This window comes from Paenibacillus sp. oral taxon 786 str. D14 (genome assembly GCF_000159955.1).
GTDB lineage: Bacteria > Bacillota > Bacilli > Paenibacillales > Paenibacillaceae > Fontibacillus > Fontibacillus phoenicis.
This window is the reverse complement of the sequence record NZ_GG695970.1, coordinates 24,122-48,142: the sequence shown is the minus strand read 5'-3', so window position 1 is coordinate 48,142 and position 24,021 is coordinate 24,122. Positions and strand designations below refer to the sequence as shown.

General features: G+C 53.6%; 22 protein-coding genes and 1 pseudogene. 8 read left to right on the top strand and 15 right to left on the bottom strand.

Translation table 11 applies throughout. The features are described from left to right. Positions 1-129: 129 nt before the first annotated feature. Complete coding sequence (locus tag POTG_RS00245; RefSeq protein ID WP_009222772.1) at positions 130-777, top strand: nitroreductase family protein; 648 nt, start codon at positions 130-132, stop codon at positions 775-777. 63 nt (positions 778-840) lie between these two features. On the opposite strand, the gene POTG_RS00240 is transcribed toward POTG_RS00245, so the two are convergent. From POTG_RS00240 to POTG_RS00225, 4 genes are all read right to left on the bottom strand, one after another. Next, positions 841-1,728 carry a prenyltransferase/squalene oxidase repeat-containing protein gene (locus POTG_RS00240; RefSeq protein ID WP_036643681.1) on the bottom strand — a complete coding sequence of 296 codons (888 nt, stop codon included), beginning with the start codon at positions 1,726-1,728 and terminating at the stop codon, positions 841-843. 23 nt (positions 1,729-1,751) lie between these two features. Next, entirely contained in the window at positions 1,752-2,174 is a 423-nt protein-coding gene (locus POTG_RS00235; RefSeq protein WP_009222770.1) for a VOC family protein, read from the bottom strand. Between the two features lie 68 nt (positions 2,175-2,242). After that, positions 2,243-3,190, bottom strand: coding sequence for a helix-turn-helix transcriptional regulator (locus POTG_RS00230; RefSeq protein ID WP_036643674.1), 948 nt, complete (start codon positions 3,188-3,190; stop codon positions 2,243-2,245). 180 nt (positions 3,191-3,370) lie between these two features. Next, positions 3,371-3,568: a cold shock domain-containing protein gene (locus tag POTG_RS00225; protein WP_009222768.1), complete on the bottom strand. Its 198-nt coding sequence runs from the start codon at positions 3,566-3,568 to the stop codon at positions 3,371-3,373. Positions 3,569-3,808: 240 nt separating this feature from the next. Between POTG_RS00225 and POTG_RS00220 the strand changes: the two genes are divergently transcribed. The 6 genes from POTG_RS00220 to POTG_RS00195 all read left to right on the top strand — a co-directional run bounded on the left by POTG_RS00220 (position 3,809) and on the right by POTG_RS00195 (position 8,602). After that, entirely contained in the window at positions 3,809-4,042 is a 234-nt protein-coding gene (locus POTG_RS00220; RefSeq protein ID WP_009222767.1) for a hypothetical protein, read from the top strand. A 40-nt stretch (positions 4,043-4,082) separates the two neighbouring features. Next, positions 4,083-4,253, top strand: a complete 171-nt coding sequence (locus POTG_RS24145; protein ID WP_009222766.1) for a hypothetical protein — start codon at positions 4,083-4,085, stop codon at positions 4,251-4,253. Between the two features lie 248 nt (positions 4,254-4,501). Further along, complete coding sequence (pepF, locus tag POTG_RS00210; protein ID WP_036643671.1) at positions 4,502-6,292, top strand: oligoendopeptidase F; 1,791 nt, start codon at positions 4,502-4,504, stop codon at positions 6,290-6,292. Positions 6,293-6,377: 85 nt separating this feature from the next. Next, positions 6,378-6,761 carry a LapA family protein gene (locus POTG_RS00205; RefSeq protein ID WP_050769656.1) on the top strand — a complete coding sequence of 128 codons (384 nt, stop codon included), beginning with the start codon at positions 6,378-6,380 and terminating at the stop codon, positions 6,759-6,761. 43 nt (positions 6,762-6,804) lie between these two features. Further along, a complete protein-coding gene (locus POTG_RS00200) occupies positions 6,805-7,842 on the top strand; it encodes a M42 family metallopeptidase (protein WP_009222763.1) in 1,038 nt (345 codons plus the stop codon). Between the two features lie 22 nt (positions 7,843-7,864). After that, entirely contained in the window at positions 7,865-8,602 is a 738-nt protein-coding gene (locus POTG_RS00195; protein ID WP_232282193.1) for a hypothetical protein, read from the top strand. Between the two features lie 264 nt (positions 8,603-8,866). Here POTG_RS00195 and POTG_RS00190 read toward each other — a convergent pair whose 3' ends face one another. From POTG_RS00190 to hemE, 10 genes and pseudogenes are all read right to left on the bottom strand, one after another. Next, the gene (locus POTG_RS00190) at positions 8,867-10,234 is read right to left on the bottom strand and encodes a helix-turn-helix domain-containing protein (RefSeq protein ID WP_009222761.1); all 1,368 of its coding nucleotides are present in this window, start codon (positions 10,232-10,234) and stop codon (positions 8,867-8,869) included. Between the two features lie 220 nt (positions 10,235-10,454). Then, positions 10,455-11,166 (bottom strand): annotated as a pseudogene (locus POTG_RS00185) (ABC transporter permease). A 277-nt stretch (positions 11,167-11,443) separates the two neighbouring features. Next, the gene (locus POTG_RS00180) at positions 11,444-13,426 is read right to left on the bottom strand and encodes an ABC-F family ATP-binding cassette domain-containing protein (protein WP_036643668.1); all 1,983 of its coding nucleotides are present in this window, start codon (positions 13,424-13,426) and stop codon (positions 11,444-11,446) included. A 15-nt stretch (positions 13,427-13,441) separates the two neighbouring features. Next, positions 13,442-14,269, bottom strand: coding sequence for a DUF92 domain-containing protein (locus tag POTG_RS00175; RefSeq protein WP_036643855.1), 828 nt, complete (start codon positions 14,267-14,269; stop codon positions 13,442-13,444). A 2-nt stretch (positions 14,270-14,271) separates the two neighbouring features. Then, the gene (locus POTG_RS00170) at positions 14,272-14,913 is read right to left on the bottom strand and encodes a fumarylacetoacetate hydrolase family protein (protein ID WP_009222757.1); all 642 of its coding nucleotides are present in this window, start codon (positions 14,911-14,913) and stop codon (positions 14,272-14,274) included. Positions 14,914-14,952: 39 nt separating this feature from the next. Next, on the bottom strand, positions 14,953-15,687 hold the full coding sequence (locus POTG_RS00165; RefSeq protein ID WP_009222756.1) for a glycerophosphodiester phosphodiesterase: 735 nt from the start codon (positions 15,685-15,687) through the stop codon (positions 14,953-14,955). A 37-nt stretch (positions 15,688-15,724) separates the two neighbouring features. Then, positions 15,725-17,152: a CapA family protein gene (locus POTG_RS00160; protein WP_009222755.1), complete on the bottom strand. Its 1,428-nt coding sequence runs from the start codon at positions 17,150-17,152 to the stop codon at positions 15,725-15,727. Between the two features lie 184 nt (positions 17,153-17,336). After that, complete coding sequence (hemG, locus tag POTG_RS00155) at positions 17,337-18,761, bottom strand: protoporphyrinogen oxidase (protein WP_009222754.1); 1,425 nt, start codon at positions 18,759-18,761, stop codon at positions 17,337-17,339. A gap of 6 nt (positions 18,762-18,767) precedes the next feature. Next, complete coding sequence (gene hemH / locus POTG_RS00150; protein ID WP_009222753.1) at positions 18,768-19,709, bottom strand: ferrochelatase; 942 nt, start codon at positions 19,707-19,709, stop codon at positions 18,768-18,770. 57 nt (positions 19,710-19,766) lie between these two features. After that, positions 19,767-20,828, bottom strand: a complete 1,062-nt coding sequence (gene hemE, locus POTG_RS00145) for a uroporphyrinogen decarboxylase (RefSeq protein WP_009222752.1) — start codon at positions 20,826-20,828, stop codon at positions 19,767-19,769. Between the two features lie 253 nt (positions 20,829-21,081). On the opposite strand from hemE, the gene POTG_RS00140 reads away from it, so the two are divergent. Beyond that, positions 21,082-22,293, top strand: coding sequence for an MFS transporter (locus tag POTG_RS00140; RefSeq protein WP_036643852.1), 1,212 nt, complete (start codon positions 21,082-21,084; stop codon positions 22,291-22,293). A gap of 324 nt (positions 22,294-22,617) precedes the next feature. Here POTG_RS00140 and POTG_RS00135 read toward each other — a convergent pair whose 3' ends face one another. After that, positions 22,618-24,012 (bottom strand): ABC transporter substrate-binding protein, encoded by a 1,395-nt coding sequence (locus POTG_RS00135; RefSeq protein ID WP_009222750.1) that lies wholly within the window; start codon positions 24,010-24,012, stop codon positions 22,618-22,620. Between the last annotated feature and the right edge of the window lie 9 nt (positions 24,013-24,021).

Genomic DNA, 24,021 nt, shown 5'->3' with positions numbered 1-24,021 from the left:
TCAAGGCGAAGTGCCGTCACGGCGCTTCGCCTCTTGTTTGTCTCTGTTCAAAGGACAAGTCTTCCTATATAATAGTTATTATCAGATGATAGTACCTGGTGTTAAATTTGATAAAGCAGGTGAAAACGCATGGATTTCGCTTTGTTTCGGGACATCCTTCAAACCCGCCGCAGTATCCGGGAATTTACCCAAGAGCCTGTCAGCGTCTCCGATATCAAGGATCTCATCGACTGCGCTCGCTATGCGCCCAGCGACACGAATTCGCAAACCTGGGAATTCATCGTCGTCATGAACGCAGATAAAATCAAGCAGATCGAGGATTTTACCTGGGAAAGCCTGCATGAAATCGCAGCACGCGCCACAGCACAGGGGAAGGATCGGGAAGCCAAGCTGCTTGTGAAATCGTTTGGCCCTTACGCAACCGCCTTTTCCGGCGCTCCGGCGTTAATCGTAGTTTTGTCTACGCCGTACACCTCGAAGTTCCGTGAGCGAATTTTTGACCCGATCTCCTTCGTCACTCCTGAAATTTGGGACGAAGAAGGCCTCAAGAGCAGCTGTCTGGCCGCGCAGAACCTGATGCTGGCCGCGCATGCCAAAGGCCTCGCCAGTTGTCCGATGACCGGACCGGTACTGCTCGCGGAAGATAAGCTGCGCGAATTCCTCGACATTCCTGCCGATCGCGGAGTGAATATGGTGATCGCACTGGGCCATCCGGCGATCTCACCGAAGCCGGTGCCGCGGAAGGAAGTATCCGAGATTTTGCGGATCGTTGAGTAAAGTCCATACATGAAGAGGCTCTTTCCAGCAACATGTTGGAAACGAGCCTCTTTCTAATCTGGCTTAGGACAAGCGGCCGTAAGCCTTCAGCGTCTTCAAATTCTCTATGGTCAGCCAACCGCGCCATTCCTGCTCGCCCGCCGGGCTTACTGCCGGAAACGTGAGCGCCCAACCGCCATCCTCCTGCTGCGTGCTTATCAACCAATTCAAGTGCTTCTCGATGTCTTGCTCCGAGATGAGCTTCGCCGCGTAACTCTCCGGCGTTGGTGCGTAGTCCAGCACTTTATGGACGTACCCCTCCGCCAGCGGATCCCGCTCAATCCCGTTTGGTCCGGTCAGCCAGGCATCCAACCTGGATAGCGCCTTCGCCGCCCGCTCCTGATCTGGCACATGCTGCAGGAAGGAAATCCACTGAACCGCGTCATGATAATCCTCGGGAAGGCCTTGCTCTACACATCCCCACAGATAGGCGACATTATTTTGGAACCAATCCTCACGGAAAAAATCGGTGCGTTCCTGTTGCCCCAGCAGCATGCCGATGATGCTTCCCGTCGGGTTGATCGAGGGGCCCCCGTCCTGCTCGGTCGTCCACCACGGCGCATGCGGATATCGATTCACTTCCGTCGTTGCCCGCGGCAAGCCGCCTCCCGGCAGTGTCAAACTGCGCAGATAACGGATCACTCCGTCCAGCAGATCCGACCCGAATCCGCCCACCTCGCGAATCACCAGCAACGCCGTTTCGGTTGCCACCGGCTGGCTATGCGGACCGCGCATATCCGGCTCCAGCGCATGACCAAATCCGCCATCCCCGTTCTGGTATGGGCGAAGCGCGCGAAGCACCTCCTCCGCGCTCCCTCCTTCAAAGTGGTAAGCAAACCGCTTGCGATCCAACAGCCGGGCATGCGAATAAATAAAAGTACTGGCCCGTTCCAATACGTCCCGTTTTTTCATAAAACTCTCGTCCCCTTCGCCACTCAGGCTTCGAATACCCATTCAGGATTGAAGACAACCTCCCACAAATGCCCGTCGGGATCTTGAAAATATCCGGAGTACCCTCCCCAAAACGTATCGTGAGGCGGAACCACGATCTTAGCTCCAGCTGCTTTCGCTTGCCCCATCACTTGATCCACTTCCGCTTTGCTCGCCACATTATGACCCAGCGTAATTTCCGTTGGACTTGGGGCATGAAGCGTTAGACCAGTGTCATGGGCGATATCCGCCCGCTTCCACAGCGCCAGCTTCAGTCCCGCCTGCAAATCGAAGAAGGCAACCGCCCCGTGCTCGAACTCTTGACCTACGATCCCCTCCGTCGCCCAGCCAAGGCCATCTCGATAAAATTGCACCGCTCTTTCCAAATCCTCCACACCAATCGTTAACACCGACATTCTAGGTTTCATGCATCCACCCTCCGTTCTTCTTCGAAATAAATAGGTCTAAGCTAAGCGTTCAAGTCGGCGGTATCAGCTTAAGTCCGGTACCGCTCGGCCAGCTCCACCGCGCGTTGATGCAGCTTCTCGCGCATCGCCTGGGGCTCGAGGACTTCCGCATCCCGGCCAAGACCAAAGAAATAGGAAACCGCCCAATCCCATTCCGAACCCGGCAGGGTGCAGTCGAGCTGCCACTCGGCCTTCCCCACCTGCTGCACCTCCTGACCAAAATGCGGATCCTGCTCCGCCAGCAGCGAACCGCGATACGTCAATTTCACGCGCAGCCGGAAATCCTCTCTCCCGGTTGCCGCCCGGGGAGGAGTCCCTTTGGCGGCCTCTCCCCTTCCGGCACCCGCACCCGGTGGGGGAGACGTCTCGGCCGCCTCGACGAAGCGATCGACGCGGAACGTTCGCTTCTCCCCATGCTCCAGCGACTCGGCTTCGCAGTACCAGAAGCCATGCGCGGCGTACACGCGCAGCGGCTTCAACGTCAGCTGCCGGCGATAATTCAGCGAGCGGTACTCTGCTCGGATCCACTTCCCGCCGGCAGCATATGCCATCAAGGCGCTGAGGAACGGCGCCTGGATGCCGCGCTCCGGCACCTCCATTTCCACGTGCCGGAGCAATGGAGCAATTTGCCCTAGCATTTGCTCGGGCAAAGCGGAGCGGATCTTGTCGGCGACAGTCCTTTTCGCCTCGCGAAAGGGGCTGTCGGCGTATTTGCCGATGCCGTCCAAAGCCAGCAGGACGGTCAGCGCCTCGCCGGCGTCAAGCTGCAGCGGAGGCAGCCGAAAGCCGTCCATGAGGCGGTAGCCGCCGCCCGGTCCTGGAAGCGCAACCAAAGGAATGCCGATTTCCGCCAAAGCCTGCATATCGCGAAGCACCGTCCGCTTGGACACCTCCAGCTTGTCCGCCAAGGATTGTGCGGTCTCCGGGCGCTGCTGCAAGGCCATCACAATCGCCATCATCCGGTCCATTCGCTTCATCGCGTTTGGTTCCCCTCCCGTTAACATCACTATAGCAGAGTAATGGTGACAACAGATTGTCACCAATTAATTTCATTCTATCTATGTATACAAAAAAACACAGCCCTATAAAGAGCTGTGCCTTTCATTATCGCGCTTAGTACCAAACTTTATAAGTGATCCGCTAATACGGAAGTGATCTTATAATTTGATTACGTTAGCAGCTTGAGGACCACGGTTGCCGTCAGTAATTTCGAACTCAACGGCTTGGCCTTCTTCTAGAGTTTTGAAACCTTCGCCTTGAATAGCGGAGAAGTGTACGAATACGTCTTCGCCACCTTCAACTTGGATGAAGCCATAGCCTTTTTCTGCGTTAAACCATTTAACTGTACCTTTCAAATGAACAACCTCCTAAAAATAATCGCCATCATTGACGAATACCCATATTATACTCTATGCCCACCGACAATGCAACGTGTCAGTTCGCCCATAACTTTTCGCGCCAAAAACCGCCGCCAGAATCGTATGGTTTCATTTGCTTTCCTCGGGGGCGTGAGTTATCATTTTACATAAAATATTCCCAATATCCCGCGGGTTTCATACCTGTGGTGCAAAGCCAAAGATTGGAGAACGTCAGAGATGATCAAAAAACACGAAATATACAAAAAAGACAAATGGAATATGATGACGGTAGAGGTTCAAGGCAGATACATCGTTCTCCGCGAAATTTCCGACCAATGGGGCGAGGAATCGCATACGTTCCTCAGCCGCCCTGCCATGATGGATTGGGTGAAGCGCCGGTTCCCAAAAGAGGAATATGCCGGCAACGAGGCGGAATGGAATGAAATTATGAACGCGTTTAAGCAGGTGTAGCCCGCCGTCCAATCTCGTACGAAACGGAGCATTGATTTTGATGGACACTTCCAATCTCTTGATCTTCATCATTTGCGCTTTTGCGCTGGGCGTCGTGGTCATCCTGAACAAGGATCGGCTGGAGCCGCGTCTAAGGCGCAGTCTGGCCTTGGCCTCCGTCGTGCTAATTGCACTGGCGTTTGGGCTGATGATCTACAGCTTCCTTGCTTGATCCCCTATATTTCCCGCAGCAGGCGGCCATACTAGGAAAATGCCCAAAGCGAACCGGACCCTAAGGTACGAAAATCACGTTGGGCTCCCGACATCCATAAGGGAGGTTTTCTTGGTATGCGACCTAAGCGCATCTCACGTGCGATTCCCCTGTTGCTCACCGGCGCCCTGCTAGCTGCCGCATTCCCTGGCAGTGCTGCGATGGGCCAGCCGGCATCATCATTTTACCCAGTCCAAAGGAGGATTCCGATGAGCACCGTAATGAAACGTTCTGAAGTACCGAAGGAGCACACATGGCAGCTCCAGGATTTATTCCCTGATCAAGCCGCTTGGGACAAATCGTATAACGACCTCAAGAAGCTAAAGGATAAAGCGGCTGAGTTTGAAGGCAAGCTTACCGATGCAGAACATATCAAAGCCGTTTTCGAGTTGGAAGATGAACTCTCTTTGCAAATTGAGCGGCTTTACGTATACGCCCATCTCCATCACGATGAGGATACGACCAACCCTACATATCAAGCCCTTGTGCAAAAAGCGAAGAAGTTAAGCGTTGAAGTCAGCGAGGCCTTGTCTTTTATTACGCCAGAAATTTTGGCCCTGCCGGAGCAGGAGCTCGACAAGTTGATCAACGACCCTGTGCTGGCGGATTACAAGTTCACCTTGCAGGAAATCAAACGCGAAAAGGCGCATGTCCTGAGCAAAACGGAAGAAGCGCTGCTGGCCCAAGTAGGCAATTTGTCGCAGGCGCCTCAGCAAATTTTTGGCATGATTAACAATGCCGATATGAAATTCCCGAAAATCAAAGACGAAAACGGGAACGAAGTGGATTTAACCCACGGCAGCTACATCCAGTTCCTGGAGAACCCCAACCGCGAAGTACGCGAGCGGGCATTCAAAGCTGTCTACGAAACCTATCGGAAGCAGAAAAATACCATCGCCGCTACACTGAGCGCGAACGTGAACAAGAACATGTTCTACTCGCGGGTCCGCAAATATCCTTCCGTGCTGGAAATGTCCCTATATGGCGACAACATTCCGAAGGAAGTGTATACGAACCTGATCGACGCGGTGCATGAGAGCTTGCCGCTCCTGCAACGTTACATGAAGCTGCGCAAGAAGCTGCTGGGCGTTGACGAACTGCATATGTACGATTTGTTCGCTCCACTCGTTGAGGAATATAAGTGGGAAATCCCTTATGAAGACGCTAAGAAAATGGTCGAGGAAGGGCTGAAGCCGCTGGGCGAGGAATACCTGAAGGTCCTGCGTGAAGGCTTCGAAAACCGCTGGATCGACGTGTACGAGAACGAAGGTAAACGCACCGGCGCTTATAGCTGGGGCGCTTACGGCACCCATCCTTACGTGCTGCTGAACCATAAGGACAATCTGAACAGCATGTTCACCTTGGCGCATGAGATGGGGCACGCGTTGCATTCCTATTTTTCGGATGAAGCCCTGAAGTACCGTGATGCCCAATATACCATCTTCCTGGCTGAGGTCGCCTCGACGACCAACGAAGCGTTGCTGATGGATTATCTGCTCAAGAAATCCACCGATCCGAAGCAGAAGCTGTACCTGCTGACCTACTACGCCGACCAGTTCCGGACGACGTTGTTCCGGCAAACGATGTTCGCCGAATTTGAGAAGCTCATCCATGAGCGCGCGGAAGCCGGCGAATCGCTCACACCGCAGGAGCTGTCGGAAATTTATTACGACTTGAATGTGAAATACCATGGCAAAGACATGGTCGTTGACCAGGATATCGAAATGGAATGGGCACGGATCCCTCATTTCTATACGAGCTTCTACGTCTACAAATACGCTACCGGTTTCTCTGCAGCGACCAGCTTCTCGAAGCAAATTCTTGAGGAAGGCAAACCGGCGGTTGACCGTTACCTCGGCTTCCTAAAGAGCGGCGGCAGCGACTATTCGATTAACATTCTGAAGAAAGCCGGGGTCGACATGTCCTCGCCGCAGCCGATCCGTGAAGCGATGAGCGTGTTCGAGAACGTGATCGAGCAAATGGAACAGTTGACGAGTTAACATGTCCTGGGCCATAGCGACTACAAAATCCCTTGCTCCAAGCGGACAAGGGATTTTATACTGTCCTAGAAGGAGGTGTACCCTCATGAAAATCCAATGGTCCCTAATTCTGGCTTTGTTCTTTGCCTTGATTACCGCCGTATTTGCGGTGATTAACGTCGATCCGGTGCAGGTCAATTTGCTGTTTGGCTCCGTCAGCCTTCCGTTGATTTTGCTGATCCTTGGCAGTACGCTGCTTGGCGGTATTATCGTCGGGGCGTTTGGCATTTACCGCGGTTACCGGCTGCAGCGTGAAGTCAAAGGCTTGCATGCCAAGCTTGTACATATCCAGGAGGCTACCGGCTATGTTTTCCCGGAACCGGAGAAGCCAGAGCGCGGCAAGAAGAAGAAATCTGCCGGCAATGAAGCTGAAGCTGAAGCTGGAGCGGGAGCCGAATCGGCGGAGGAGGACTCCCCCATCCAGCCTTAACGCGTAATGAAGAGTCCGACCTAACCCATAAAGGAGGTTTCCCATGAATATCCAACCGAATGAAACCTATATTTTAAATTTGCTCAAATCCTTGCTGGACACCCCAAGCCCAAGCGGGTTTACACACAATGTCATGACGTTCATCGGGCGTGAGGCCGAAGCCTTGGGTGTACCTTGCAGCTTTAATGAAAAAGGTGGAGCGATCCTGACCGTGCCTGGCCGCGATTCGTCGCGGCGCATTGCACTCAGCGGCCACGTTGACACGTTAGGCGCCATGGTGCGCGCCATCCGTTCGAACGGTACGCTGGCAATCACCTCCGTTGGCGGGTTCATGATGAACAGTATCGAGAACGAATACTGCCAAATTCACACCCGCAGCGGCCGAGTATATACCGGCACGATTCTGTCGACCCATCCTTCCGTTCACGTCTACAGCGATGCCCGCGATTTCAAACGTGAGGAGAAGAACATGGAGGTCCGGATCGACGAGGTTGTGGAAAGTAAAGAGGACGTGCTGAAGCTTGGGATCGGGGTCGGCGACTTCATTTCGTTTGATGCCCGCGCCGTGATCACACCAAGCGGATTCATTAAATCTCGCCACCTGGACGACAAAGCCAGCGTAGCGGCCCTGTTCGGGCTGATCGAATCGATCCGCCGTGAAGGCTGGACGCCGAGACATGATCTGGTGTTCCTCATCTCCAACTACGAGGAAGTGGGGCACGGCGCCTCCTGGATTCCGGACGGCGTGAACGAAATGATCGCCGTTGACATGGGCGCTATGGGCGATGATCTGAGCTGCAAAGAGACCGATGTCTCGATTTGCGCGAAAGACTCCAGCGGCCCTTATGACTACGAGATGACCACCCGGCTGATCGAGCTTGCCAAGGGCCTTGGCATCCCGCATGCGGTTGATATTTATCCGTATTACGGCTCCGATGCCTCGGCTGCCCTGCGCGGCGGCCACAATATCCGCGCTGCGCTGATCGGACCGGGCGTGCATGCCTCGCACGCCATGGAGCGGACACATAAACTGGCGGTCATTAATACGACCCGCCTGCTAGCCGCTTATGTTGCCGATTAAGGGGCAACGCTGGGGAATCGCCATGGCTTCGGTCATGGCGATTTTTCTCGTCATCCTGCTGATGATCGGTTGGGGCAGCCGCTACCTGCTCCCCCGCCATTATGAATATCATGAGACTACCGCAGCAAACGGTGTCAAACTGCATGCCTTAGTTGTAGATCCGGAGCGCATTGAACTGCGGGCGGCGGATCAGCCACTGGGACGTTACCGCGTATATGGGATGAACGGCGGATTCTTTTACAACGAAGCCGTATTGTCGCTGGCGGTGAACAACGATCAGCCGGTCCAAGGCACGGCCGGCGCCTACGGGTCCGGGTGGTTCAACGCTAAATACGCCCGCGGCACGCTCGTGTGGGACGGCGCCACGGGCAGCTTCTCGGTGCAAGTGGTATCCGCCGCAAGCGAGCTGGCCGTTACGGACCGCACCCGCTATTTTGCCCAAGGCGGCGTCAGCATGAAGCTGCCGGATGACGCCGGATGGCGGGCTGCGGCGGTGGAGGCTGAGCACCTGCCGAATCCCGATGAGAACCGGCTCCGCTCCGGTCTCGCGTATGACGCGAACGGCCAGCTGTGGCTGATCGTCACCCCCACCCGCTGCACCGCCGAAGCGTTCCGCACCGCCGTCAAGTCCGCCCTGGCCGACGGCGGGCTCGTCGACGGCATCTTCCTCGACGGCGACGGCTCCGCGCAGCTAAACGCCGCCGAAACCAAGCTAAACGGCGATTCCCGGGATTTGCGGCAGATGATTGTGATTCGGTGAGACCTAACTTGGCGGAATATGGACGTTAGCAAAGTTTTAGGTTGGGCTGTATGGTAGATTTATGGTAAGTTTATTAATGTTATACAAAAACGCCTATTCGTTTAAAAGAACGAATAGGCGTTTTTCGTTGTCCATATGTATGCAGAAATTAAAAGCCACCATGCATATCAAAAGTTGATACAGTTGGTTTCTCTGGATGAACGCTACCAGGTGAAACAACTAATAAAGATAACAGAACCGCAAAAACAACAATGAATTTGGATTTCATATACCTCTATTCACCTCACAAACGATAGTTTTATACTTCTGGCATATTTCCTGGGAAGCCATATCTCTATGATGTTCAAATAATACCATAAAACTGATAATGAGTTCCTTATTATTCATTATAATTGAATTTTCCAGTCCTTGCATCAGAAAATTAAAACCTTTAATGTAATCCTTTCTTTGTAAATAGTAAAAGGTGAGATTATATATGAATCTGTTGTACTTGTCGGGTAAGACCTGATTATTATACAGATCATTTGACTTTTTGTGGTTGATATATGCGTCTATTTCTGAATTAAATTGGTGAAGTATGAAGTCAACGTTTATCTGATGTAGGTTTGCAGCACGCATAATATTTAAAAGGGCAAGAATAATTTCATCCGGATTTTCTTGAGCAAACGATACGTATTCTTGTAAAACTTCAATCTGACCTGTCATCAGTTTATAGACATATAAATTAGCCTTCGCCCATTTTTCAAATAAACCTAACCAGCGAATTGTATCCTGATCAGTTTCCTGGACCCAACTTAAATCGGCGTAATCATTTGTATATTTCAAAGCTTGATCATAATCTCCTCTACCCTCGCAAGCTTCCCCACATAACAATTTGGCATACGCAATGTAAGCAAACAATGGCCCATTTAACTTCTTCTGTAATTCCAAAATTTCTTTATTTGAGCGTCGTTTACTGAAATAGATTATGCTAGCTTTATGTTCCATCTCCTTAGCAAAATCCTCAAGCCGGTCCCACTGACGAAGCGAACGGTATAAATTTGCCAAATCCTTCAGCGCATCCAACTGCGTAACCTCATCCAGCCGATCTACGTAGGGTTCAAATTGGTAAGCAATTTTGAGATTGTGAGCCTGGTCCGACCCAATCCGAATCTTAAACAGCCGATACTGGCATAAAGCTAACCGCTCAGAATGTTGCTTTGTTTCGCTCATGGCCACATTTTCATACAGAATCTCCGCAGCACCATATAATCCCTTCTCATAAAACTCCTCGGCCAGCTCGAATAAGGACGTAGAGTACGTCAAATTATCCAACAGCATGCATATCGTTCTGCGAATGCAATCCAGCTTGTTCAATTCAGCACATTTCCGAAGGAAAGGGGCCACTCTCCGCCAATCTGGATTTCTCTCTTGGAGATAATCGTTAATATAATGCTCATAATAATGCCCCATGGGTAAGCCCATGACCTCTGAAATCCGATCCAAATGATCGATGGTCAAGGTACGGTTACCGTTTAGAATATAACTTAACGTACCCGCATTAATATTTAACTTTGCCGAGAATTGACTTAAACTTAGCTCATTTTCTTTCATAAAGGAGTGAACTTCCGCCAGAATCGTAGCTGTACTCATTGGCTTTCTCACCACGCATTCTTTAGATAAAATGAGTTTGGAATTATATGTATGAAATAAATATATCTTCTTTTTATACTGCGGTCAATTTTGCATTTAATTAGGAAGTAAAAAAATCCTTACTCTCCCTGTTTAAGAGATTGCAAGGATTTTCTAATTCTGTGAAGTTATCCTAGTTGGCGTAAAAATAGCCCTTGTTTCCTTTAAATCTTAGCGCGTATTACCCTAACTTACTTTTAAAAACTCTACTCGCAAAGAAATATGCGATAACCGTGATGCCTACACACCAGGCAAGCGCGATCCAGATCTCATTCCCAACCGTCCCCTTGTACAGCAAGGCACGAACGGCATCGACAATGGAGGTAACAGGCTGGTTCTCAGCGAACGCGCGGATCACTTTTGGCATGGTTTCGGTGGGAACAAAAGCCGAACTAATAAACGGCAGAAAAATCAGCGGGTACGAGTAGGCCGTCGCCCCTTCCATCGATTTGGCCGTCAAGCCAGGAATAATGGAAAGCCAGGTTAACGCCAGTGTGAACAGACCTAGTATCCCAGCTACCGCAAGCCACTTCAGAAGAGAGGCGCTGGAGCGGAAGCCCATCAAGAGGGCGACCAAGAACACCACCACGAGCGTTAACGCAATGGAAAAGAGCGAGGTCAGCACATGCGCCCACAATACCGACGAGCGCTTGATCGGCATGGTGATGAATCGCGACATCGGTCCGCTTTTGATATCATTAAACAGCCGCAGCGAGGTACGCGACGCCGGAAGCGATCGCCATCAACAGGATTCCCGGCAGCAGATAATTCACGTAGTTGTCCGTACCTGACTCAATGGCGCCGCCAAATACGTAGACGAACAACAGCATCATCATGATGAGCGTAATCGCCACCGTAATGATCGTATCCGGACTGCGCAAAATGTTGCGCATCAAATTTTCATTTTATATGAAAAATCGAACAGAATTCTCCCGTTTTGGGGATTTCGACGAAATGTATATGAAATTTCATATAGATTTCGGCTTCCGAAGGACAAATCCCTCAATTCTATATGAAAAATCGAATAGAATACGGGTTATCGCCGCAAAAGGGAACAATTGTATGCGAAAAATCGAATACAATGTTGTTGCTCTCATTGCTGTACCTGCCGCAAGTGTAACATCCAATGCTGAATTGCATCGCCGTATCCCGAAAAAGTTGCAACCACCCTCACCCGTTCCGCTGGGCTTCGATCTTCTCCGCCAGCTCGTTCAGATACGTCCAGCGCTCCATCAGCCGGTCCAGCTCGGCCTCCGCTTCCTGCTGCTGTTGCATCAGCTCCTGCAGGCGAACGGCATCGCTCGCCGCAGCTTCCATTTCCTCGGAAATAGCGGCAAGACGTTGCTCGGCTGCTTCGATGGTCGCGTCGATCGTTTCGAACTCCCGCTGCTCGTTATAGCTGAACTTCAGCTTCTCGCCGCGCCCTGAATTGCGGTTGCCAGTGTTGGCTTGGGAGGCTGAACCTCTGGCAGCCGCTGAGTCCGAAGAACCTGCCTTCCGCGAGCCCGAAGCCGCTGAACTACCTTCGCTCCCTTTACCCGCGCCATTCGCACCGCTCCCCTGCGTCCGTTCCTCGTAATCGCTATAGTCGCCCACATGTACAGCAACGACTCCGCCGCCCTCAAACGCCATAATCTTGTCCACGGTCCGATCGAGGAAATACCGGTCATGGGAGACAACAAAGACGGCGCCGGGGAACTCATCCAAATACGCCTCCAGCACGGTCAACGTCTGGATATCGAGATCGTTAGTTGGTTCGTCCAGCAGCAAAACGTTAGGCGCTCCCATCAGCACACGCAGCAGATACAGTCGCCGCTTCTCACCGCCCGACAGCTTGCCGATCGGCGTCCATTGCATCTCCGGCGGGAACAGGAACCGCTCCAGCATTTGCGATGCGGTAATCCGCGAGCCGTCCGCCGTCGTCACAACCTCCGCCGCTTCCTTGATATATTCGATCACCCGTTGCTGACTGTCCATTTCCTGATGCTCCTGAGTAAAATAACCCAGCTTCACCGTCTGGCCCAGCACAATATGGCCGGCATCCGGTTCGATTCGACCGGCGATCATGTTCAACAGCGTCGATTTCCCGCTGCCGTTAGGCCCCACGATGCCCACGCGGTCGCCCGGGACCGCCGTGTAGGTCAGATCCCTGATGAGCAGCCGCCCTTCAATTGATTTACGCAGCCCTTCGATCTCCAAAATTTTGCGCCTCAATCGAGTTGAAGCCACCGAGATTTCGAGGTTGTCGCTTTTGTATTCCGTCTTGGCCGCTTGCAGCTTCTCAAACCGTTCGATCCGCGCCTTCTGCTTGGTCGAACGTGCCTTGGCTCCGCGGCGAATCCAAGCGAGCTCACCCCGCAGCAGATTTTGCCGCTTCTGTTCGGAGGCGGCTTCACGCTCCTCACGCTCGCTCTTGAGCTCCAGGAAACGGCTGTAATTCGCCTCGTAGCGGAACAACCGGCCGTGATCGAGCTCCAGCATCACATTGCAGACGCGGTCCAGAAAATAACGGTCATGCGTAATCAGGAGCAACGCCCCGCGCCGTTTCTGGAGATACGTCTCCAACCAAGCGACGGATTCATTGTCGATGTGGTTGGTGGGCTCGTCCATAATCAATAGCTCCGATGGGAGAATTAACGCTGAGGCGAGCGCAACGCGCTTCCGCTGACCCCCGGACAAGCTGCCCATATTCTGGGTAAAATCGGTGATGCCCAGCTTGGACAAGACGCTTTTGGCCTCGCTGACCAGGGTCCATGTCTGCAGTCGGTCCATCTCCTGGGACAGCCGCGCCAGTTCCGCTTGCCGCCCCGCATCCCCCGGTTCCCGTTCGATCGCTTCCTCTGCCTCCATATAAGCAGACACCAATTGGAGCTCAGGCCCGCCGCCTTGGAACACGCCGCGCAACACAGAAATGTCCGGATCATATTCGGGATTTTGCGCCAGAAACGTCACGCGGACGTCCCGGTTAATGGCGACTTTGCCGGAGTCGGCTTGTTCCAGACCGGCGATCACCTTCAGAAACGTAGATTTACCCGTTCCGTTGACGCCGATGATGCCGATTTTATCGTTCTCGTCCATCCCAAAGGAAGCGTCCTGAAACAGCACTTTCTCCCCGTAGGTTTTGGTCAGATGCTCCACCGTTAATATATTCATGCTCAAATCCCTACTTTATCCTATCATCCCAATTCCCCAAGCCAACAAGCCGGCTGCCAGGGAACTGAGTAAATTCACCATATCATTATCCATCCAGCGAAAACCTCGCAGCACCACGGTCTTATGACCGCAATGCGTCGCTACCTCTACCTCTTTGCCGCAAACGACGCAGCGATGCATATATTGAACCGTCGCGCCCAGCCAGGAGTCGGCAAAGGCCCCGGCCAATCCGGAGATTCCGCCGATCAGCCCCCATTTCACCAGGGCAAGCAACGCGGAACCTACTCCGGCATAAGTGTCATCTCCGGTCCACATGCGCAGCAGCCATGCAGCCCCGCCGATGCATACGGCCCCGGCCAGCGCCGCCGTGCTACCCAGCAGCGTCACCCCGCCCGATGTTCCTGGAGGAACCCGGCGGCCGTTTAGAATCGAATGCGGCTCGCTTTTGCTAAGGCCGCCCCATTCCGTTGCCCAAGTATCCGCCGTTACCGCAGCCATGGTGCCAACGAAGAAGTAGGCCCATGCCGGATCCGGCCAAAACAGGTTGCCGAGGCAAGCCAGCATCCCCAGCCCGCCGTTCGCCAGCACCTGCTCCGCGTCCCGGCGGCCGCTCTTGGCATACGATTTTTCTAGCTCCGCCTTACGATCCCCGCGAAAATGCGAAAAGACCGACGAGCTGACGAAAAATAGCAGCAAGATCCCAAACCAGAACAAGTTGCCGGCCCCGTAGTATACGGTTCCCATGATCCATGCGGCCAGCATGCCGGAGAGCGATAACGATCGCTTCTTATAGGCGGCTGCAGACACGATTAGGGCGCAAAGCGCCCCAATAATCCAATCCATCATCATTTTGCCGAAGGACCGACAGCCACTGTGCAGCTGCCAAGCACTTTATCGCCGTAGGACAGCTCCAGCTTGTCCCCTTGATATACCGGGCCTACCCCTTCAGGCGTTCCGGTGAAAATCAAATCGCCTTCGCCCAGCCCATAATGCTCAGCGATATAATCAACGATTTGCTGCAGCGGGAAAATCATCCGGCTGATATTGCCGCGCTGCACAATCTCCCCATTCTTCCGCAGCACAAAATCTTCATTTACCGTCTCCACCGCGCCGGGGAAAGCGATGTATGGCGTGATTGGCGCCGATTGTAGGAAGCCTTTGGCCGGCGTCCACGGATTGCCCTTGTCTTTGACGATGCTCTGCACGTCGCGCAGCGTGAAGTCGATCCCAAACGCGATCACATCCACCAATTCGTCGACCGTCATCCCCGGCTTATAATCGCGGGCGATACGCAGCACCAGCTCAGCTTCATAATGCACCGAGCCCCGGTCCGCCGGAAGCTCCAGCCCCCTGCCGTCCATGGCGGTCACCGCATGGGACGGTTTTAGGAAAATCATCGGCTCAGTTGGCACCTCATTGCCAAGCTCCTCAGCATGCGCCCGGTAGTTCCGGCCTACGCAATACACATTAGCGATCAATTTGTTCATCTTCTCCTCCAGGGGATTATGGTTTCCCAATCGATATTTTCACTTTCCCGTTACGATCGCTTGGCGCCAAACATCCGGCCGGTTCGTGCAGAGCAGGATGTCAGGATGCATCGCCGCCACCTTCCGCAGCGACTTCACATCATCCATCGTCCAAGCCATCACTTCAATGCCGTGTTTGAACGCTTTGGCAGCCAGCTCTGCGGTTAATGCCCGATAATAAATCGATAAGAACGAACAGTGCAACAGCTTCAGCCGCAACAGCAAATCTTTGGGCTGCCGATCGATGATCAGCCCTGTGCGGATTCCTCGTCCGATCTCCTTGAGCTTCGCCAGGATCCGCGGTTCAAACGAAGTCAGCACCACCTCATGCTCCATATGCCGCCGTTTGACCGCAGCGACCACCTTTTCCTCCAGCCCGGGGTACATGTTCCCTTCGGTCTTGATTTCCAGATTGACCCGCAGCCGTCCGGCGACGGCATCGAGAAATTCATCGAGGCTTGGCAGCCGCTCCCCGCGGTAAGCCTTGGATTTCCAGCTCCCGGCATCCAGCGTTTGCAGCTCCGCCCAAGTCTTGTCCTTCACCGGTCCCTTTCCGTTTGTCGTGCGGTTCAGCGTAAAATCATGAATCAACAAAGGCACGCCGTCCTTTGAACATTGTACATCAACTTCGATCCAGTGGACATCCTCCTGCTCCATGGCAAGCTGGACCGCAGCCATCGTGTTCTCCGGAGCAATTCCTGAGAAACCGCGATGAGCAACACATGGGTTACGCATGCTCTCGCCTCCTTCTGATCGGAAACGATCCTTCCACTTAGGTCTGGTCATCCCCCAACAGCGAAGTACCGGATTCTTGAATCCACCCGGTCTTCGAGGCGCTCACATCTCCGTCCTCCGAGATCCGTACCCCCGGCGAGAAGCCTTCGATTTCTTTCAACAGTTTGTTTCCGTCCTCGGCGCTCATCGGCACGGGCTGGCCCAGTTCTGTACGAAACGGGATCAGCTTGAGATCGCAATCCCCGTCGCGTGTGCAGGAAGCGGCAAACACTGCGGTTTCCCACGTCTTCGGATCCTTTGATTTCGTAAAAATAAAGTTACCCGTACTGTACGCAATCCATTTGCCTTTGTATTGCTCCAGCCCTTGCATCACATGCGGATGACCGCCGATGACCAGATCCGCCCCGGCGTCAATGAAGGCGTGCGCCAGCTTCTGCTGGTGCTCCTCCAGCTTGGTCGTCCGCTCCTTGCCCCAATGGGCGATCACGAATACGAGATCTGCGTTTTTGCGCGCCGCCCGAATGGCGTTCAAAGCAGCTTCCGGCGCATAGACCGAGGCTACGCCCGGTTTGTTCGCACCGGCCACCCATCCCGGCTCCGGGACGACCCGGCTGAAGCCAAACAGGGCAATCTTAATCCCTCTGCGTTCCACATAAACCGGGGCGTACGCTTCCTTACTGTTCTTGCCAGCCCCGACATACATCACGTTTTGCTGCCGCAAAGCTTTCATCGTATCCAGGAGGCCGGAAACCCCTTGGTCTAACACATGGTTGTTCGCCAAATTCACAGCGTCCACGCCGGCTTGAGCCATCGGTCCAATCGCCTTTGGCGGCGATTTAAACACATAGGTTTTGTCCTCCGCCGGCTCCCCGCCGGTCGTAACCGGCGTCTCCAAATTCAGAACGCTTAAATCGTCGTTCTGGAATAATCCTCGCACGTACTCATACGGGAGCTCGTATCCCGCTTTCTCTAACCGCTCCTCCACTTTGCCGGAGAACATGGTGTCCCCTGCAAAATGAACCAACAGCCGATCCCCTTTGCCGTCTGCCTCGCTTAAGCCTCCACCATTGGACGGCAAATCCGCTGCTCCCTCTTGATCCTCGTCGCCGGTAACGGCGGCGTTATTTTCACCGGATGCGTTCTCACCTGGGTTCGTGGATTTCTGCCCCTTCTCGTCTTCCGTTCCTGCAGACCCAGCATCGTTGTCCTCCGACTGCACGCTAGGAGCATCTTCGCTTGTCGTATCGCCAACAACTGACCCGTTGTCTCCCCAAGCTCCTGGCAGCTGCTGCTCCGTTCCCGAGTCCAATCTCGCTTGACCAGTGCGTTCCTCCAAATAAAAGTAAGCTCCCAGCACGAAAATTAAAGTGATGAGAGTCAAGTTCAACGTCAGCCAAATCCGATTTTGACGCCGCTTTTTTTCCTGCTGTTTTTTCTTGTATTTTTCCGACCTTGGTGGGTACATTACGGACTCCTTTTTGCATAGATCTATCGTTACGATGGAAGGCGCTGTCCCCCTTCCTTCGCGTTGTAAAGCCGACCGTTTGATTTTATTATATCAGGTCTGAGGAAATAAATAGAACCCCTCGCCTATTTTACGGGCAAGGGGTCAGGAAGTCCTATGTCAGGGCGGTTAGCCGGCCATCGCCTTAAGCTTGAGCGACCTTCAGCTGGTCGGCCATTTGCTCCGCCAGCTCCTTCGCTTGCTTGATGCAGTCAGGCAGACCAACGCCGTAAAACGCCGCTCCTGTTGCATATACGCCGGGCAGCTTCTGCGTGAGCTCGCTGCGCAGCTCCGCAACCTGCTGCAGATGGCCCACCGGATACTGCGGCATCGATTTAGGCAGCCGGGTAATTTCTGTGAACAACGGCCGAGCCGTAATGTTCATCAGCTGTTTCAAATCGCCGAGCACCAGCTCCAGCAGCTCCTCGTCAGGCAAAAACGTCTTCTCCTCGTCGCCGGAGCGGCCGACGTAACAGCGCAGCAGCATTTTGTCGTCCGGGCTCGTGTGCAGCCATTTGATGCCGGTCCATGTGCAGGCGGTAATGTTCATGCCTTCTTTGCGCGGCACGAGGAAGCCTGAGCCGTCGAACTGGCCGGTGACGTCCTTGCGATCAAAAGCCATGACAACGTTAGCCACGGACACGTAGTTCACTGCGTCCAGCGCGGCCACATCCACATACGGCCGCAGCAGCTCGGCGGCGGCAAACGCCGGCACCGTAACGATCACGTCATCCGCTGGGATCACCTCGCCCGAGGCAAGGACAACTTCATACACTTCCGTTCCGGTGCGACGAAGTTCCACCACCTCAGTGTGCAAGCGGCAATCCACATCCGACAGCGACTCGACTAAGCCGTTCACTAACGTCTTCAATCCTTTGCGGAACGTGAGGAAGGCGCTGCGTTTAGTGCCGGTGTGCGTCTCCGTAGGCTTCTTCCCAGACATCATGCCTTTGATCAGACTACCGTAAGCTCGTTCCACCTCGCCAAACTGCGGGAAGGTCGATTGCAGGCTGAGATGGTAAGTATCGCCAGCATAAATGCCCGCGAGCAGCGGCTCGGTGATGTTTTGCAGCACTTCGGCACCCAGCCGGCGCTCGATAAATGCGCCAAGCGACTCATCCTCTTCGCTGAGCCGAGGCGGCATCACGAGGTCCAGCATCGCCCGGGCTTTGCCACTCCATGAGACAAGACCGCTGCGCAAGAATGGCCCCAGCTCTGTCGGGATGCCCAGCACCAGCCCAGAAGGCATCGGATGCAGCTTCCCTTCGCTGACGATGTAGGTCTTCTTGGCCTCCGGATTCATCGAGACGAGTTCGCCTTCCACCCCCAGCTCCTTCGCCAGATCAATCATCGCCGTCTTGCGTGCCAGGAAAGAGTCCGGACCTTTCTCGATCACAAAATCGTCCTTCTCCAGTGTTTCAATTTTGCCGCCTAGGGAGCTCCCCTTCTCCAACAGCGTAATTTGCGGGGTAACACCCCGTTCCTTGTAAAATTTCCGAATGTAAAAGGCCGCGGACAGACCGGTCAGCCCCCCGCCGATAATGACCACTTGACGTGAAGAATCACGCATGCCCTCTCATCTCTTTTCCCAAGATTTGATAATGACGTCGCTGAGCGCTTCCATATACAAAGGTTCGGTGTTCAGCGATTCGATCCGCTCCAGCCGCATATCCAGCTCTTTGGCGATCGTTTTGGCTTCGATGTCCAGATCGTACAGCACTTCCAGATGGTCCGACACGAAGCCGACCGGAGCGACCAGGACGTCCTCTACCTGCTCCTCGCTTAATTCCTTCAGCGTGTCCAAAATATCCGGCCCGAGCCACGGATCGGCGGTACGCCCGGCACTTTGCCACGTAAACTGCCAGTTCTTCACGCCGGCTTTCTCGGCGACGGCTTGGGAGGTCTCCAGCAATTGATCCCGGTAAGGATCGCCCATTTGCAGGATTTTCTCCGGCAGGCTGTGGGCGCTGAACAGCACTTTCACCTCATCCCGCAATGCGCCGGCTTCCTCGAACTGGTCCAGCTTGGCGGACACGCGCTGGGCAAAAGCCTCGATCAGCTTCGGATGCAAATGATAGCTCTCCACGAAGCGTGCCGACACTCCCAGCTCCTCCGCTTTTGCTTGCGCCCGCTTGATATACCCGCCGATGCTCATTACGGAATAATGCGGTGCGAGCACGATGCCAATCGCCTCACGGATGCCGTCCTTCGCCATCTGCTCTACACCATCTTCAATAAACGGATAAGCATGCTTTAATCCTTGATAGCAGATGAATTCGACGTCCATGTCCGCAGACATCCGGTTCAACGTTTCCTGCAAAGCAGCGACCTGCTTATCGGTATTGGCACGCAGCGGGAACACTCCGCCTACAATCGCCTCATACCGGCTGACCAGTTCCTGAAGTTGTTCCGCGGTTGGGGGATGTCCACGCCGAATATGCGTATAATACGCCTCGACCTGGTCCAAGCTCTGCGGCGTGCCGTAAGACATCACCAAAACTCCGATTTTTGTTTTCACGATATCAGTTCACCTCAAGTTGAAAGTTGTGTGTCCTTCATCCAATGCGGCTTATTCTTACGCACGCCGTACAGGTTGATGCACGATCGCTTCCGCAGAATATTCGTGCACGAATTCCGTCAGCTCGCGCAGTTTATCCAGCGAGGCCTCCGGGAACAGACCGTGGCCCAGGTTAAAAACAAATCCAGGGGCGTTCAGGCCGTCATCGATAATTTCCTTTGCCTGCGCCTTAATGACGTCCATTGGCGCGGTCAGCACATACGGGTCCAAATTGCCTTGCATTGCAAACTTTCCGCCCGTCCGGCGCCGGCCTTCCGAGATCGATACCCGCCAATCAAGACCAATGGCATCGGCAGCGATATCCGTTAACGTCGGCAGCAGCTCTCCCGAGCTGACGCCAGGAAAATAAATTTTAGGTACATCCAAATCCTGAAGTTCGGCAAAAATACGGGTAATCGTTGGGAGTACATACCGCTGGAAATCTTTTGGAGCGAGCGCGCCCACCCAGCTGTCAAACAGTTGGAACGCCTTGCCTCCACTTTCCACATGGGCCCGCAGGTAGGTGATCACCATATCGCCCAGCTTGTCCATCAGCTTGAACCAAGCTTCCGGATCGCCATACATCATCGCTTTGGTGCGGCTGTAGCTCTTGGACGGCCGCCCTTCGATCAAGTAGCTGGCAATCGTAAACGGCGCGCCGGCAAATGTGATCAGCGGCACATCCAGTTCCTTGTCCAAAATCGCGATCGTCTCCAAAATATGCGATAAATCCTTGTGAACGTCGATAGGCCGAAGCCGCTCAATATCCGCAAGCGTACGGATCGGTTGTTCGATGACCGGACCGAAATTTTTGACGATGTCGAATTTGACGCCCAGCGAAGCAACCGGATTCATAATGTCGGAATACAAAATAGCCGCGTCCACGCCAAGCTTACGGACGGGCATCATGGTCACTTCCGCCGCCAGCTCCGGCTGCCGGCAAATTTCCAATAAGCTGTATTTCTCTTTGATTTTCCGGTAATCGGGATCATACCTGCCCGCCTGGCGCATGTACCAAACCGGAAGGCGATCCACCTCCTGCTTCCGCAGGGCCCGGATCAAGCGATCATTGTAAACCAAACCGCACGCCTCCAATACTCGTAGAAACCAAATTTTGATAACAAATCATTAAAGCTACACTATAAACATTCTAATTTACATTATGCCCTACTTAAAAATAAGTAACAACTATCACAACGTGGCGAACCTATGACAATCGGATGAAGATGCTATGAAGAATGCCCCGGACCCGGTTTTCAATGGTGTATACTGGTATAACTCTGATCTGGTTTCTCGCATCCTAGAATCCCAGCGAAAGGAAGTGAAAGCACAATTGAATACCTGGAAGATTAATCTCATTGTGCTTTGGTTCGGGCAGTTTCTGGTCAACGCCGGGATGACGATGATTACACCGTTTCTCTCGCTGTACCTAGCGCGGGATTTGCACGTGCAGGGAGAGCAGGCGATTGGGCTGTGGGCAGGAATGATTTTTGCCGCTAACTTCGCGACTTCGTTTATTTTTCAACCGATATGGGGGAAGCTCGCCGACAAATACGGCCGCAAAATTATGCTGCTGCGCTCCGGCTTCGGCATGGCCATCGTCATTACGTTGATGGGCTTCGCCACCCAACCGTGGCACCTACTTGGCCTGCGGCTCCTGAACGGGACGATCTCCGGCTTTAATCCGGCTTCCGTCGCGTTGATCTCAGGTACGGCGCCGAAGGAGCGGATGGGCTTTGCGATGGGCACGATCCAGTCCGGCAACGTGGCCGGTACGATCCTCGGACCTTTGATTGGCGGGCTTATGGCGGAGCAGATTGGATTTCGGCCGATTTTTTACATTACCGGGGTGCTGCTGTTTATCGCATCCATGCTGGCGCTCCTCTTCGTACGCGAGAAGTTCGACCGGGAGGAGGCGCTGCATACGCCGCAGCCTTCTGTGTTGCAAGGTTTCCTGGAGCTGAACAAAACACCGCAGCTCACCGCGTTGTTCGCCGTAACATTCTTGCTGCAGTTCGCCATGCTGAGCCCGATGTCGCTGCTGCCTCTCTATGTAGAGAAGCTGCATGGACAAACCGCCGATGTGGCGTTCTGGGCCGGGTTCGTCAGCGCCGTCACGGGCATTTCCAATATGATTACCTCGCCGGTTCTCGGCAGAATCAGCGACAAGCTGGGGGCCCACCGCATTCTGACCTATTGCCTGATTGGAGCGGCGGCCACGCTGATCCCGCAGGCGTTCGTGCAGACGGTATGGCAGCTGATCGCTGTTCGGTTCCTGATGGGCGTGTTCATGGGCGGATTGCTGCCTAGCGTCAATGCGCTGATCCGCTATTATACCCCGGACGGCATGGAGAGCCGGGCATTTGGGTTTAACAGCAGTACCCTCGCCCTCGGCAACATGATGGGTTCGCTGATTGGCGGCTTTCTCGCCGGGTACATCGGCATCGAGGGCTTGTTTGTGATCTCCGGCATCCTGCTGCTGATTAATATGCTCTGGGTGCGCGTGAAGCTGTACGCCCGGCCGAAGGTGACGGCGCCGAGGTAAGCTGCATATTGCAGGCTGCCTCCCGGCTTATGTTTGAATAATATCGGTTGCCGATCTCTCTGCTCGGGGAAATGAGACAACTAACTGGAAATCCTACTGTTATTTTGAAGCCAAACCGCTGTTTTAGCTTAATTAACTGGAAAAAGTAACGTTATTTCAGGCGGTTTTCCCCAGAAGTGCACATTTCCTCAAAATTAACGGTAGGATTTACTGTTATTTTCTGAACACGAGGAGAATGTTAGAAATTAGCTGTAGGATTTACAGTTAAGCTTCCCACGTAAAAAAAAGCCGGGACATCTCCCGGCTTGACTACTAAATGTAAGATTATTTTCGCACCGTTACATTATACTGCCTGATCTTCTCGGTAATTTGCTTGGCGGCGTCTTCCAGCGCCTGCTTCGGAGCTTTTTGTCCGTTCAGCACTTCCTCAATTGCCGCTTCCACGAATTGCCGCGCTTCCGGGAAGACGCCCATAACCGCACCGGAGGTTGCTGTAGATTCGGTCGACGCATGCAACTGATCTACGGCGGTTTGGAATTGCGGATATTTCACCATATTATCCTTCAGCACCTGCTCGTCGTAAGCCGCCTTCGTAATCGGGAAGTAGCCGGTGTTTACGCTCCATTTCGCCTGCGCAGCCGGGGAGGTTACATATTTGATAAATTCCCAGGCCGCTTTTTGCTGTTCTTCCGATTTGTTGTTCATGATATACAAGCTGGCGCCGCCAATGATCACGCCGCCTTCTTTGGCGCTGGCTGGTCTTGGCAGGAAGGCGGTGCCTACTTCGAATTTGTCGCCAACCGCTCCCACGATGTTACGCAGCGCCGCAGTTGAATTTAGGGTAATGGCCACTTGGCCTGCAGCAAAGGCGGCGTCCGTATCATCGGTTTTGCGGCCCAGATTGGCTACCACCCCATTGTCCACCATCCTTTTCCACCATTCCAGTATGTTCACGCCCGCCTCCGATGCGAGCAGCGACTCGGTGGCATCCCCTTCACGCCCATTGCCGTTATTCACGTAATCGGCATTTTGGCTAGCAAACCACTGCTCGATGAGCCAGGCATAAACGGCGATCGCAGCGCCTGGCTGCCCCTTCTTGGTCAATGCGGTAGCTGCCGCTTCAAACTCCTCGAACGTTTTCGGCGGGTTTTTAGGATCGAGTCCGGCCGCTTTGAAAGCGTCCTTGTTGTAGTAGAGAATCGGGTTGGAAGTATTAAAAGGCATTGCGTTTAATTGGCCGCCGATCGTGTAGTAGCGAATAATGTTAGGCTCTAACTGCGAGAGGTCGTAGCCATCCTCATCAATAAACTTCTGCACCGGCGTGATCGCCTTGGAGTCGATCATAAATTTGCTGCCGATCTCGTACACCTGGATCAGGTCCGGGCCGCTTTTTGAGCCAAGTGAAGCTTTCAACTTATTTAAGCTTTCGTCGTAACTTCCTTGGAATACCGCTTCGACCTCAATATCGGATTGGCTGGCATTGAAATCCGAGACTAGCCCGTTAATCGCCTTCTCCCCCGCCCCCGACATCGAGTGCCACCAGGTTAGATGCACCGGCTTCTTCCCAGAACTGGCGCTGGCCGAATCTTCACCGCGAGTATTGGTTCCCCCTGTTGCCGTGCTGCTTCCTGCGTTATTCGTATTCCCGCCGCATCCGGCTATAACGATCAACAACGCTGCCATGAGCAGCAGAATACTTTTGAAGCGAAAGCTTTTCATTATTCGAAT